The sequence below is a fragment of the Bacteroides sp. 90-K9/2 genome, assembly GCF_047310725.1.
Taxonomy (GTDB): Bacteria; Bacteroidota; Bacteroidia; order Bacteroidales; family Bacteroidaceae; genus Bacteroides; species Bacteroides vicugnae.
In genome coordinates this window covers 51,394-65,167 of sequence record NZ_JBCGVL010000002.1, presented here as the reverse complement: position 1 = coordinate 65,167, position 13,774 = coordinate 51,394, and the positions used below count along the sequence as shown (strand labels likewise).

Annotated in this window: 9 protein-coding genes; 2 read left to right on the top strand and 7 right to left on the bottom strand. The window is 43.9% G+C overall.

Annotated features, from left to right (window positions below):
- Positions 1 to 53: 53 nt before the first annotated feature.
- Positions 54 to 923, bottom strand: coding sequence for a helix-turn-helix transcriptional regulator (locus AAHJ11_RS07940; protein WP_320974751.1), 870 nt, complete (start codon positions 921 to 923; stop codon positions 54 to 56).
- 155 nt (positions 924 to 1,078) lie between these two features.
- Between AAHJ11_RS07940 and AAHJ11_RS07935 the strand changes: the two genes are divergently transcribed.
- Together AAHJ11_RS07935 and AAHJ11_RS07930 are read left to right on the top strand one after the other, a co-directional pair.
- The gene (locus tag AAHJ11_RS07935) at positions 1,079 to 2,497 is read left to right on the top strand and encodes a sulfatase (protein ID WP_148366854.1); all 1,419 of its coding nucleotides are present in this window, start codon (positions 1,079 to 1,081) and stop codon (positions 2,495 to 2,497) included.
- Between the two features lie 30 nt (positions 2,498 to 2,527).
- The gene (locus AAHJ11_RS07930; RefSeq protein WP_195648775.1) at positions 2,528 to 4,909 is read left to right on the top strand and encodes a family 20 glycosylhydrolase; all 2,382 of its coding nucleotides are present in this window, start codon (positions 2,528 to 2,530) and stop codon (positions 4,907 to 4,909) included.
- Here AAHJ11_RS07930 and AAHJ11_RS07925 read toward each other — a convergent pair.
- From AAHJ11_RS07925 to AAHJ11_RS07900, 6 genes are all read right to left on the bottom strand, one after another.
- Positions 4,884 to 5,033 carry a hypothetical protein gene (locus AAHJ11_RS07925; protein WP_167511870.1) on the bottom strand — a complete coding sequence of 50 codons (150 nt, stop codon included), beginning with the start codon at positions 5,031 to 5,033 and terminating at the stop codon, positions 4,884 to 4,886. The genes AAHJ11_RS07930 and AAHJ11_RS07925 overlap by 26 nt on opposite strands.
- Positions 5,026 to 6,519, bottom strand: a complete 1,494-nt coding sequence (locus AAHJ11_RS07920; protein WP_148366852.1) for a sulfatase-like hydrolase/transferase — start codon at positions 6,517 to 6,519, stop codon at positions 5,026 to 5,028. The genes AAHJ11_RS07925 and AAHJ11_RS07920 overlap by 8 nt, the downstream gene beginning before the upstream one ends.
- A gap of 158 nt (positions 6,520 to 6,677) precedes the next feature.
- On the bottom strand, positions 6,678 to 7,823 hold the full coding sequence (locus AAHJ11_RS07915) for a DUF1735 and LamG domain-containing protein (protein ID WP_148366851.1): 1,146 nt from the start codon (positions 7,821 to 7,823) through the stop codon (positions 6,678 to 6,680).
- Between the two features lie 6 nt (positions 7,824 to 7,829).
- The gene (locus tag AAHJ11_RS07910; RefSeq protein WP_148366850.1) at positions 7,830 to 8,762 is read right to left on the bottom strand and encodes a glycoside hydrolase family 18; all 933 of its coding nucleotides are present in this window, start codon (positions 8,760 to 8,762) and stop codon (positions 7,830 to 7,832) included.
- A 28-nt stretch (positions 8,763 to 8,790) separates the two neighbouring features.
- Positions 8,791 to 10,344, bottom strand: a complete 1,554-nt coding sequence (locus AAHJ11_RS07905) for a SusD/RagB family nutrient-binding outer membrane lipoprotein (RefSeq protein WP_148366849.1) — start codon at positions 10,342 to 10,344, stop codon at positions 8,791 to 8,793.
- A 12-nt stretch (positions 10,345 to 10,356) separates the two neighbouring features.
- A complete protein-coding gene (locus AAHJ11_RS07900) occupies positions 10,357 to 13,590 on the bottom strand; it encodes a SusC/RagA family TonB-linked outer membrane protein (RefSeq protein ID WP_370540796.1) in 3,234 nt (1,077 codons plus the stop codon).
- Positions 13,591 to 13,774: the final 184 nt, after the last annotated feature.

The window sequence follows — 13,774 nt, the reverse complement described above, 5'->3', positions numbered from 1 at the left end:
GCCAGTATGCACGCATGGTGCAACTGATTGGCATATTAGTATTATGGGACTATTTATTGTATCTTTCCGATTTTCTCACCACTGGCTGCTTTCTTGCGTAAAGCGCGTGGAGTATCGCCAAAAGAGTCTTTGCAGAAGTGGGCGAAGTGAGACAGGGAGTCGAATCCGTATTTGTTGCAGATTTCAGTGATTCGCATTTTGGTGTGTTGCAGGTCTTCCAGTATTCCTTCCCGTTTCTTTTCCAGTATCCATTCATATACGGGCATGCCATACAAGTTTTTGAAAAGGCGGCGGAAGGTAGTGGTCGTGTATCCTCCCAGATGCGCAAATTCTTCCACATTCTTTACATTACTGTAATTCTGCATGACGAAATAGTGGAAACTTTCCGTATAAGTGCTGATGGGATAGAAGAATGAACTTAGCTGGGGCAGAGGATAGAAATTGGTGATCAAGAAAACAAGTTCCTTACATTTTAAGTCGATATACTTGCCGCAAGGAGTTTCTTCGTTGAGGAATTCGGGCATGCTGGTGACAAGGTGGTATAACCTTTCACTCATAATCAGTGGGGTGTAGGTCACCGGGACCTCTGTGTGTTCCATCATTTCCTTGTACCGGTCTTCGCAGAGCAGAGGCAGCTCGTTGAACCAGTAGACAACGTATTCAACATCTGTCAATGCTAGTATTTCGACCTTGGAACCAATAGCTTGCAGGATAAACTGTCTTTCACGCAGTGTATTTCCGGGATACTCTTCACTATTGATAAGTAACTCACCCTTTATCATGAAAAGCATACAATTCTGCGTACACTTATCCTTGGGGATATGTTCCCCTTTGGGTAAGTTTCTGTATATAAGGATATTCTCAACAGCTTTGGGACATCCTGTACAGTTGGTATATTGTATGCAAAATGAATCTCCTTGCATGAAGTTATTCGTGAATTGTTATTTACGGGGAACAAAGATATAATTTTTTTGCGGAAAATGACATTCTTTCTTTCATTTATGTTTTAGTAGAAAGCTTTGTACGATTGTCTTTATTATAGTGGAATGAATTTATAACTAAAATTATGAACTATATTATGAAGAACAAAAAGGTATTAATAGGAATGGCGGGCATGGCTGTATTGTCTGCCGAAGCTATCGCACAGAAACCGGCCAATATCATACTTATCAACCTGGACGATGCCGGAAACGGAGATTTCTCTTGTCGTGGAGCAGTTGGTTATCAGACTCCACATATTGACTGGATGGCTGCCAATGGGATGGCAATGAACAATTTTTATGCGGTTCAGCCTATTAGTGGTGCTTCGAGGGCGGGGTTAATGACAGGATGCTATCCGAATCGTATCGGATTTGCTTACGCTCTGAATCCCGGTTCTCCTTATGGGATCAGTGCGGAGGAAGAAACGGTTGCGGAATTATTGCGCGACAAAGGATATGCAACGGCTATTTTCGGGAAGTGGCATCTGGGAGATGAGAAAAAGTTTCTTCCGCTTCAGCATGGTTTCGATGAATATTATGGGCTGCCTTATTCGAATGATATGTGGCCTCATCATCCCCAGTACAAGTTCCCGGATCTGCCTTTAATTAAGGGGAATGATATTATCGGTTATAATACGGATCAAACAAGGCTGACTACCGACTATACCAATTATGCAGTCGACTTTATTCATCGCAATGCAAGGAGTAAGCCGTTCTTTTTGTATCTGGCCCATTCGATGCCTCATGTACCTTTGGCTGTATCTGATAAGTTTAAAGGAAAAAGCAAGCAGGGGTTGTATGGTGATGTGATGATGGAGATAGATTGGAGTGTGGGGGAGATTCTCCGAACCATTCGTGAGGAGGGGATAGAGGACAATACGATAGTGATTCTCACTTCGGATAATGGGCCGTGGGCGAATTATGGCAATCATGCAGGGTCGTCCGGCGGACTTCGGGAAGCAAAGGCGAATACATTTAATGGAGGTACCCGTGTTCCTTGTTTCTTCTATTGGAAAGGGAAGATTCAACCGGCTACAGTGTGCAACAGTTTATATTCCAATATCGATATTCTGCCTACTTTGGTTGAGATAGCGGGAGCTGAAAAACCGAAGCAAAAAATAGATGGAATTAGTATGTTGCCAGCATTGACGGTTGATCCTACGATTGCTGCCCGCAAATATCTTTGTTTTTATTATCATAAGAATTCGCTGGAGGCTATTACTGATGGAAGTTATAAGCTGGTTTTTCCTCACAAATATGTGTCTTATGACAGCCAGGTGCCTGGTAATGACGGACTTCCCGGAGCGTTGGGAAAGGGTGAAGTGAAGGAGTGCGAACTTTATGATTTGAGACGGGATATGGGTGAACGTGTGAATGTGATTACGCAGTACCCGGAAATTGTGAAAGATTTGATGAGAGAGGCCGATGTGTGGCGTGATGAACTGGGAGATGATCTGACCGGGCGTCAGGGAAAAGCACGAAGGGAAGCCGGTAAGTCGGATAAGGCTGCCAAGTAGATAAGATAACCTAATAGATTCAGAATATATATGGTTAAAGTCAATATCTGCCGGAGTGCATTATTTCCACCTATATCATTATTTCTATTCATTTTTGTAGGCTTCTCTTTGTTTACGGTGGATTCTGTGGCATCGGTTTCTTATCGGAACTTGATTCCCGAACCAGTGTCGATAGTAGAAAAAGATGGGAGACCATTCGTCGTGAATGAGCAGACGAAGGTGATTTATTCGGGGAACTATCCTGAATGGAAATCTGTTGCGGATTTACTGGCTGCTTATCTCTCGGAAAGTACCGGATATCCGTTGACTATTGGAAAGTTCTCAAAGCTGCAGCGTAGTAATGAAATTATTTTTGAAAGGAATTTCCAACTGCCGAAAGAAGGGTTTAAGTTAGAAGTTACGGAAGATTATATGATTATCGAGGCGGCAGACTTGGCGGGAGCGTTTTATGCTGTTCAGATGTTGCGGCAGTTATTACTTCTTGGGTGGGAAAGACCGGCGGAACAGGAAAAAAGAATAGGAGAAGTAATCGTATCGGGGAAGGAGTTAAGTTTTCCTCCTGTGGCGTTGGAAGATTATCCTTCCATGTCATATAGAGGGGCCATGCTTGATGTGAGCCGTCATTTCTTTTCCGTTGCGCAGGTGAAACGTTATATCGACTTATTGGCTTTTCATCGTTTGAATCATTTTCACTGGCATCTGACGGACGACCAGGGATGGAGGATAGAAATAGAAAAATACCCGAATCTGACTAAAGTCGGTGCATGGAGAGGGGCGGACAAATATGGTGGTTATTATACCCATGAAGATATAAAAGAAGTAGTGGCTTATGCAGCCGAAAGATTTATAACGATTATTCCGGAAATAGATATGCCCGGTCATACACAGGCTGCTTTGGCGGCATATCCGGAATTAGGTTGTATGGAGAAGAATTATGAAGTGGCTACGGAAGTTGGTGGAGTTCATAAAGATGTGATGTGCCTGGGAAATGATTTTACCCTGCCTTTTGTAAAGGACGTTTTGAAAGAAGTTGCCGGGTTATTTCCGGGGGTGTTTATTCATATCGGAGGGGACGAAGTGCCTAAAGACCGTTGGCAGCAATGTGATGCTTGCCAGAAGGCAATCACGAAACATGGTTTGAAAGATGCTGGTCGGCATACGGCAGAGGAGTTTTTGCAAAGTGCTTTTAATGAAGAAATAGCTGGTTATCTGCATGGATTGGGAAAGCGGATGATTGGCTGGGATGAAGTGCTTTCCGATAGTTTGAGCAGGGAGGTTACTATTATGTCCTGGCGTGGGCTAGGACGTGCCACGGCTGCGCTCCGCAAAGGTCACTCTGTGATTGTATCTGCGGATTCTCATTTGTATTTGAATCATTATCAGACAATAAACTCGGAACAGGAACCTCGTGCAACCGGCGGACTGGTGGAGATGAAGAAAGTATTTGAGACTCCTTTTTTCTCCCTGCAACTTTCAACGACCGAAAAGGAAAGAGTGCTAGGGGCGGAAGCATGTTTGTGGACTTCATTTATCGACAATGACTCATTATTGGATTATATGCTCCTTCCGCGTCTGGCTGCTTTTGCAGAAGCTGCATGGTGTGAAGGGAGGCGTGGCACTTACGATCATTTCTTGCACCGTTTGCCCGGTCTTCTGAATTGTTATAACCGGTTGGGATATGGACATGCGAATCACTTCTTTACTATTTCCGCAGCCTATCAGTCCGTTCCTGAAGAAAGGAACTTGCAGATTTCGTTGGAAAGTTTGCCCAATACGGAAATTTACTACACGTTGGATGGCAGTCAACCAATTAAATCTACTTCTTCCTTATATAAATCTGCCTTCCGGATAGATAAGAGTTGTGTCTTGAGGGCTGTTTCCTATTTATCTGACGGACTTTCCAGTGATGAATTGCGTCAGGAAATCTTTGTGAATAAAGCCACATTCAGACCTGTCCGGTTATTAAATGCCCCTTCCGAACGTTATCAGGGGGAAAATGGGAGAGTACTGGTAGATGGAATCCGAAGCATAAACTTTCATAATACAGGTTTGTGGGTAGGGAACCACTCTTCTGATCTGAGCGTAGTGATAGATTTGGAGTCTTTGCAATCTATTTCTTCGGTGGAAGTCTCTGCCTTGACTGATTTAAGTGCCTGGATTATGGGGCCACAGTCTATTTCCGTATTCGTATCTACGGATGGAGAGAAGTATGCAGCAGTATCCCGCCAAATATACAATGCGCCGACAGACGCTATGGGAGAAAAACAGAGTGATCTGAACCGGCTTTCTTTTGATGCAACGTCTGCGCGTTATGTAAAGATTGTGGCGGAGCCTTTTAAAAGCTTGCCTAAAGGACATTCCGGTGAAAACGAACCCCCTTTTCTATTTATTGATGAAATAAGAATCTATTAGTACTACTACTTCTTCCGGCAAGTCCCGTACTGTAGCCATTGGCTTGCAGAGTAGTTGTCAGTCGGCGGATGTTGCTATTACAGGCATAGTCTGCCGACAGACCGGTAAGTATCGTTTTATTCATAGATATATAAGTGTTGCATTTCCTCAAATGTCAGTTTGTGCCCGTCTTGCCACCAGTGGGAGTCGGATAAGTTGCAGAAATCTTTTTCTTCTTCCATACGGAAGGCTAATTGTTCTTTCAGGTCGTGCGCTGTTTTTTCCTGTCCGGGTAATAGATTATGTTGTTCCGATGGATCTTTCTGCAGGTCGAATAATTGTTCGGTAATTGTTCCGCCTACATTGTAAATAAGGTATTTGTATTTTCCGCTGACGAATCCCCGTTGCAGGTTGGAGTAGGCGAGAAATAAATCGCTGCGGTGTGTGGCGGTAGAGTCTTCCAACACATGACAGAGAGATTGTGCCGTCATACTTTCCGGTAAGGCAATGTTTGCCAGTTCACAAAGTGTCGGGGCAATGTCGTGCAGATAGCACAGGGCGTTACTCTTTCTCCCTTTCTGTACTTTGTAGGCGGGAGCGATAAGGGTGAGCGGTACTTTCACGCTGTGGTCGTAAAGGTTCTGCTTTCCCAGTAATCCGTGACGTCCCATTGCCAGACCGTTGTCGGAGGCAAAGACGACAATCGTGTTGTCCGCCTGTCCCGTTTCTTGCAATGCCTGCATAATACGTCCTATCTGTACATCCACTTCGCTAATCATCCCGTAATAATCGGAGAGTTCTTTTTGTATCTGCCCGCCTGTCCGTGGGACAGGTACCAGTAATTCGTCACGCACGTTCATCTCTCCATTGTCAAATGGGTGGCGGGGGAGAAAATTGGCCGGCAGGTTAAGAGTGTCCGGAGCGTATTTCTGACCGTAAGCAGGGAGTTGGTTGCGCGGGTCGTGAGGTGAAGTAAATGCGACATAAGCAAGGAAAGGCTGCTTTTCATCTTTACGCCTTTGCAAAAAACGGATAGCTGCGTCAGCATACATTTTTGATGAGAATTCTTTTCCTGTAAATTCAGTCTCTTTTCCATATACGCCTGTCGAGTCGTAATGGTTCAGATGAGGTGAACAATGCCCGTTCAGTTCATACGGATGCATACCACCGAAATAGATGTTGTCTCCTTCCTGAAATGAGCGGTTGAAGGAGGCCTTGTCCGAATGCCATTTTCCTGTGGCAAAGGTGCGGTAACCATTCCGTTTGAATTGTTGCGGGAAAGTGGTGTGTGTTTCGGGAATTTTCATCCCGTCCGCCTGAATATCATAGATTCCGCGTCCGGTCATCAACATGGCGCGGCTTGGCATGGATAATGCTCCACACAACGCACCATTCGTATAAGTATTTGTAAAGGTGATACCTGCGGCGATGAGGCTGTCGATTGCAGGAGTGCACACGTCATTATTACCTAGAGCATGAATAGAAGAAGCTTGTAAATCATCTGTTAAAATGAATAAGAGGTTGGGATGCTTCGGAGTATTTTCTGTGTTCGGCTGACATCCGGTGACTAATGGCGTAAAAATGAATGGGAGATAGCAGATATTTAATGAATGTTGGATGATTTGTTTCATGTTGACAATGGCTGTATTTAAAGTTACCTTTAAAAGGTTTATTATGTTTTAGACGTGAATTAAGTTTGTAGAACGAACCGGGAAGAAATTCGTAAGGTCACTTAATTCACGTCTAAAGATAATGAATGTAATTTGCGCTATTTATTTTTCAACAAAAGTTAGTTTGTCTTTGTAAAGCATTGGTCGGCTTTCCATTCCTTGACACTTCCGGATACTAACGTTGCATGGTTATTGTTTCCTGAACTGTCATACAGAATTTCGTCTTTACCTTCCTCGACCGGACCTTCATCCATTTTCCAGTAACCGACAAGATTGGAGTTTACAGTGACTGGACCTGCCATGTTGTTTTGGATTTCAGACTGCGTGAGAGCTTTGTTCCAGAGTCGTGCCTGTCCCATCATGTGCTCATTTATCGTATTGGTGTTGAAGAATGCAATGGATGTGATAGGAACAGGTATGCCGCTTGCTTCAACGTCTTGTACTTTTTCTCCGTTGGCATAGAAATAACATTTCACTTGGTCGTAGACAAGAGCGACATGTGTCCAGGTCCGTTTCTGGAAGGAGAACTTGTTGAAGAACCCTTTGTTATTTTCGGCTTGCGTTCCGAAGATATTAATCTGCATCTGGTCTTTGGTAATCTGGTTGTTGGCATTACCCAAACGAATGTAGAAGGCAGAACAGTCGATAACACACTGGTTGTTGTAATTGAAGCCGTCCATCCACAGCCAGAATTCGATTGTGAAGTTTTCTACCGAAATAGTGTTTACATTTTCCGACTTGAAGCCACCTAGAGTACTCATATAAGGTGTATACTGAGTCCACGGCTTGTCGAGTAACAAAAGATATTTGGAACCCAGTTTTTCTTCGGGGACACTGCCGTCGCCTATCACTCTGATGGGCAATGCATATTTTACGCCTTCTGCCGCGTCATAAGGGCTAATGGTCACAACAGTCGGTTGAGCCATTGTCTTGCCGCTTGCGATGGTCACTTCTTTGTTGAATGAATGTTTGTCTGCCGGCAATAATGAATAGTTGGCCAGCGTCTTTTCATTGTATTCGTTCAGTATGGTTTCATCCACCACCAATGTGGCGTTGACGTCTTTAGACATGATGTCGGCGATGCGGACCGTAAAATCTGTTACTGTCTTTTCACCTACATTGACAGGCACGCTCTTTACATTCTTGAAAGCAGCTTCATTGATGTAAATGCGGTTTCCTATCGGGTCATATTCTTCCTTACAACCGGTTAAGGCTAACAAAGTCAATAATCCGGCAAATAATGTATATGCTTTATTCTTTCTCATAATATATTATTTTTTAGCTGGGTTCATTATTTGGATAGCTTGGCGCAAGTATTTGTAATTGTTGGAGAATTCGTATTCCATGTGGAATGTACCCAGTCCCCCTTTGCGTCCTTCAACAGGGTTCCAGTAAGCCATTCCGAGCAAGGAAGGCATTTCTCCTCGTTCCGGGTCACGGAAAGTAACCCCACCGGTTGCGGCCCAACTTTCAAAGTTTTCCGTTACGATGTAACGTTCGGGACCTATATATTCTTTTATCCAGTCGAACCGTTGTTTTAATCTTGTGGCGGAAGTTGCTCCGTATGCTTGCGATACTGCATAATTGGCATATTTCCAACCCTCTTCCGAGATGAGATCTACAAAGCCGTCTACAATAATCAACTTGTCCGGACCTAATCTTTGACGCATTTCCCTTAACAGGGTAGTCATGTTTTCTTCTTTGTACAGCAAGTCTTTGCTGGTACATTCGTGGTCGAAATCAATTCCGTCATAGCCGTATTTGTGTATACTGTCGGCTATCGCTTGTGCAGCTTTCGGAATATTTTCCGCTACGTTCTCGAAGTTACCGGGAAGATTGGCCATGTTGTGTGAGAATAGGGTGAATGTAACACGTGTTCCCAACACTTCCTGAACATATTTCAGGTCGTCTTTCTGGAATTGCGTCAGACTGCCGTATGATCCCCAGATAGAAACGATATCTACACTGTCCGGAATACTTTTCAGACTGTAGTATAACGAGGCTGCCCCTTGCGGTGACCAGCTTCCGAACCATCCGAATGTGAGGGGGTGATCACTTTTTTTATATTCCCTGAGTGCTGCATAATATTCTTCAGACAGCGGTTCAGGTTCGAAATTCTTGGTTTCCATTTCAGTCCAGTCATCGCAGCTATGGAAATTCATAGCTATGAGCATCACAAATAATAGGTTGAATATATTTTTCATATTGTTTATTCTTTGGTAATTTATCCGGTTAATCCTTCTTTGCCCACCATAAATCAGTAGCATCCGTATCCTGTCCGTTCGACAAGAAAGTACAAGCCTCTGTAACGTTGGCTCCATTACTGTTGTATTCATCTTCCGAGAAACGCAGACGGCGTTGCTGGCGTTCTTTAGTGACACCTTGTGTGGAAAGGTTGTCATGTGCGGGGAATACAGCCGGATATCCGGTGCGACGGAAGTCAGCCCAAGTTTCGTTTCCAATCGGGAAGTTGGCAATCATCTTTTGTGTCAGGATGCGTTGCAGGTTATCTTCGTCTGCATTAGCACCTGTCTTATCCCAAGCTACCGTTAATTTGCATGGGTTTGTGTAGTTGTAGGCAGCGTTCAACGGACATATGTAATCAGCCGGTACGTTCGTATTGTTGGCAATGTATGCATCGGCACCTGATATTCCGTGCTCGTTGAATGACAGGCGGATACCTTCTTTGTAGAATTCTTCTGCCGTTCCGCCCATGTTCCACTTTTTCAGTGCGCCTTCAGCCCGTAGGAAAGCTACTTCTGCTGCGTTGAATATCAACATGGGAGTTTTCGTTTCTACTTTGACGGTAGAATAGGTTGAGAACATACTGGTGGTAATACCTTGTATGCCGGAGCGCACGCCGATATAATCATAATCTCCGGATGCGGATGATTTAGTAAAGTAGGCTTCGCAACGAGGATCCTGATATCCGTTCATAAAGGAGACGATGCAGGCATTGGCACGAACCTCCCCCCAAGAGTTCACACTGGCAAGACCATTCTTATAGTTCGTTGCAGTGATGTTGTCGTAGGCGTCGCAGTCGTTACTGTCCATCACTCCGTATGGATGCGATACGGCTTCTTCTGCTTTTTCCTGTGCATATTCGGGTACTGCATTACTGATGCGGATAGCGATACGTAGTTTCAGGGAATTGGCGAATTTAATCCATTTCTTATAATCTCCCTGATAGATACGGTCTTCTGTGGTCAACTCGTTAAAGGACGGGTCGGTATTCATCAATGCGGTGAGTACGCCGATGCTGTAATCCAAATCGTCCATCATTGCTTTCCATGCAGTCTCTTCATTATCGTATCCTACGGAGTATTGTCCGCTTTCAACTTTTGTGTAAGGAAGCGGACCTTGCATGGTAGCTATAATCTGCATGATATATACCCGCATGATTTTAGCTAATGCATAATAGTGTCCCGAGGCTTCGCTGAAACGCTCGATGGAGAAATAGTTGGGGTAGAAATTTTTGAAATACCAGTCAACCGACCATTTATTCCAGTTGTCGTCTACATTATAAGTATAGAAATGTTGCGACCGGCTCCAACTGCTGGAAGGAGTCAGCATGCCACCGAACGGACCTGCCCAGAAAGTGATGTTACGTTGGGCGGGGTTCTCTTCGGTAGAAGACATACACGTGATAAGTTGTGCAAACAGCAGACGGGAGTTCAACGTAGGTGGCTGATACTGATTGGTGTTGAATTCCTCAAATTTTCCCGTACAATTACACATGAGTACTGTCAATAGTACCGAACATATTATTTGGGTTACTTTTTTCATAATTCTTTTTGTTTAGAAATTGAGTTTTACGCTAAATCCGAGATTACGTGTAGTGGGCTGCATAAAGTAGTCATAACTTTGATAGTAGTTCGACTGTGTTGATGCGGTTGCTTCTGGGTCGAAAGGTGCCTTGCAATAAATCATCCAGAGATTCTTACCTACTAATCCGACGGTCATTCTTAGTTTGTCACGGAACCATTCTTTAGGCAAAGTGTAGCTCAGGCTCAATTCCGCCAGACGCACATTGGTGGCGCTGTATGTATAATATGCAGCATATCCTTTCACAGTGTCAAAGTATTTTTCCGTATCTACATATCCATGATTGATAGGCACGCCACCAGTATCACGGTAGTTGGCAGTTACTTGTGAAACTCCGTACTGGTCAAGCACACTTTGTGTACCGGACAAGGCAATACCACCGAAACGAGCAGTAAGCGTCATACCCAGATTGACACCTTTGTAAGAGAAGTTGTTGCTCCATCCCATGTTTGTCTTCGGCAGGATCGAACCTAGTTTGAATTCGTCTACCGATTCGATTTCAATCTTTCCTTCCTGTGAAACGAAGACGTTACCATTACCGTCTCTCTTGATACGGTGAGTAGCATATACGTCACCGATAGAACCGCCTTTGTATAATTTTACACGTGCATCGAGATTGCCTAATTGTCCCATATCGTAATTATCTTTGGTAATTGGCTCTCCGGTCATCGGGTTAATGGAACCTTCGGTCAGCTTGATAATTTTATTCTTGTTCCAAGAGAGAGTCAGGTGGCTGTCCCATGCAAAACCGTTCCACTTGTCGCTATATCCTAATGCCATTTCTATACCTTCATTGCGGACATTACCACTTTGGATATACGCTTTGGAGTATCCGGACGAGATAGATAGGTCGGCGGTGAAAGTCTGGTTGATCGTGTTCGACTTATAATAAGTCAAATCGAAAGAAAGACGGTTGTCCAACCATTTTGAGTTCAGACCGAATTCCCATGAACGGGTCTTTTCCGGTTTCAGGTTACGCATCGGGTAAATGGATGTGGAAGACCATTTACCGGAAGCTATATTGAATTCGTATGTCGGACGTGTGATGAAACGCTCGAAAGAAGTACCTACTTCTGTATATGAACCGCGCACTTTCAGGAATGAAATCCATTCGGGTAGTCTGGCCATGCTGGAAATGACACCGGACAAACCTACGGATGGATAGAAGAAAGAAGATGCTTCGGAAAAGGCAAGTTGTGATTCCCAGTCGTTACGTCCGGTAGCGGTTAAGTAAAACATACTCTTGTAGCCGACTTCCGCATTGATGAAAACACCTTGCGACTGCTGGATATATCCCGATTGGATTCTTCTGTATTTGGCAGATGTGTCAATGTTGTGTACGGCAAAGAAGTTATAAATACCTTCCAGGTTACCGCCATGACCTATCTGCTCTTCTCTCTGGTCGTTGATAGAAGCTCCGATATTGGCATTTACGGACCACATGTTTTCGTTGAATGATTTGGCAATGTTCAGCATGATGTCACCGTAGAAACTGCTGTACTCTTTGCGGTTGTCATAGTAACCACCATAATCGCTGGCAAACTGCTCGATAGTAGAAGCGTAGCGCTTATCGGTGGAACGCATATCTGTTTTGTCATATTTCAGACGACCGGTAATGTCAATTCCGTCGATGATGTTCCATTTCAACGATGCATTGGTCATGAAACGTTTCTTTTTATTCTCACGGACAATGCGGTTCATGGTCCAGTAAGGATTTTGCAGTTCCATACTTTGAGTTTCGTACGGCCAGTATTGTTCATAAATGCCCAAACCTTCATTGTAGCGTTCGTACATACGGATTGCATCGAAGTTTTCTCCGCGTGGGAACAGGTATAAAGCGGTAAGCGGGTTGAAATAACGTCCCTGTGCGGTCATATTTCTGTCATTCTGGAAAATCAGGTTGGCACCGAAGTCCAGAACCAGTTTGTCGTTCAGGAAACTAGCGGTATTGCGTCCTGATACGTTATAACGTTCGTATTTGTTGTTGGGCAGAATACCGTTTGAGTTAGTTGCCGAGACGGAAACATACGTCTGGTTTTTTGACGTACCAGTAGAGAGCGATACCGAATTAATGGTATTTACACCTGTGCGGAAAAACTTTTCAGGGTCATAGTTGCTGTTCACAAGGTCACCCCAGCTGGCGAATACTCCATCTTTATTTCCATATTTACTTTGCATTTTGGGTAACATGGTGGGAGTAGAGAAAGTAGTACTGCTCGATACACTGATATTCGTTTTATCTTTTGTTCCTTTCTTGGTGTTGATAAGTACTACACCGGAAGCAGCAGCATTACCATAAAGTGCCGCTGCAGCGGGACCTGTCAGCATGTTGATGGACTCAATATCTTCCGGGTTGATATCCGCAACGGCGTCACTACCAGGCTGGTCGGCTGTGATACCCGTATCGGTCCCTTCGTTCACAACGTTGAACATCGGAATACCGTCGATAACGTAAAGGGCATTATTAGATTTGGTAATTGACTTCACGCCACGCATTACCACACGCGCTGCAGAACCCGCACCGGATGCCGAAGAATTGATTGTCACACCTGCAACCTTACCATTCAGCGAGTTCATAAAATTCGCATCCTTTACAGTAGTGATATCGTCAGAGCTTAACTGTTGCACATTGTAGCTCAACGCTTTCTCCGAACGTTTGATACCCAAAGCGGTTACAACCACCTGCTCCAGTTCAGTTGCTTCTTCCGACAGGACGATGTTCAGTCTCGTCTGACCGTTGAAAACAATGTTCTGTGTCTGATAACCGATATAAGAAACAGTCAGCACATCACCGACGTGTATATTTTCCAAACGGAAATCACCGTCAATAGAAGTAATGGTTCCCTGTCCGTTTTTAGTGGAGATGGAAGCTCCGATAACAGGACCGGAGGAATCATTTATTACACCCGAAACGGCATAGGATTTCTGTTGTTCCGTTCCTGATTTTTTGATAAACAAAACAATCCGTTTGTCTGTAATCCGATAATCTATGGAAGTGTTTTTCAGTAAAGAGGTTACGATTTGATTAATATCATTCGATGTCATCTTTATTGACGTCTTCTGATTAGTGTTGATGTCACTGTTGTAAAAGAAAGAATATCCACTTTGTTTCTCAATACTTTCGATTACTTTGGCAATGGAGGTATTCGTAAAGTCTAGCTTGACATCCCGTTTCACGGTCTGTGCGAGAGCAAAATAGGGAATCATTAAAAGTAATATTGCCAAAAAGAGGTCTTTTTTGAGCTCTTGTGTGGAAGTGTGGCAATATTTTTGATAAGAAATTTGGTACTTTCTTAAGTTTGTCATACTTTTATAAATTAGAAATTAAGGATTGTGACGATGGGCATCGTCATGATTTTTGCAAAGTCTCAGAAGCGGGAAAATATTGGTA

Bases quoted from the DNA above. Each gene is read 5' to 3' on its own strand.
- AAHJ11_RS07940 (WP_320974751.1), bottom strand. From the start codon at position 923: ATGCAAGGAGATTCATTTTGCATACAATATACCAACTGTACAGGATGT.
- AAHJ11_RS07935 (WP_148366854.1), top strand. From the start codon at position 1,079: ATGAAGAACAAAAAGGTATTAATAGGAATGGCGGGCATGGCTGTATTG.
- AAHJ11_RS07930 (WP_195648775.1), top strand. From the start codon at position 2,528: ATGGTTAAAGTCAATATCTGCCGGAGTGCATTATTTCCACCTATATCA.
- AAHJ11_RS07925 (WP_167511870.1), bottom strand. From the start codon at position 5,033: ATGAATAAAACGATACTTACCGGTCTGTCGGCAGACTATGCCTGTAAT.
- AAHJ11_RS07920 (WP_148366852.1), bottom strand. From the start codon at position 6,519: ATGAAACAAATCATCCAACATTCATTAAATATCTGCTATCTCCCATTC.
- AAHJ11_RS07915 (WP_148366851.1), bottom strand. From the start codon at position 7,823: ATGAGAAAGAATAAAGCATATACATTATTTGCCGGATTATTGACTTTG.
- AAHJ11_RS07910 (WP_148366850.1), bottom strand. From the start codon at position 8,762: ATGAAAAATATATTCAACCTATTATTTGTGATGCTCATAGCTATGAAT.
- AAHJ11_RS07905 (WP_148366849.1), bottom strand. From the start codon at position 10,344: ATGAAAAAAGTAACCCAAATAATATGTTCGGTACTATTGACAGTACTC.
- AAHJ11_RS07900 (WP_370540796.1), bottom strand. From the start codon at position 13,590: ATGATTCCCTATTTTGCTCTCGCACAGACCGTGAAACGGGATGTCAAG.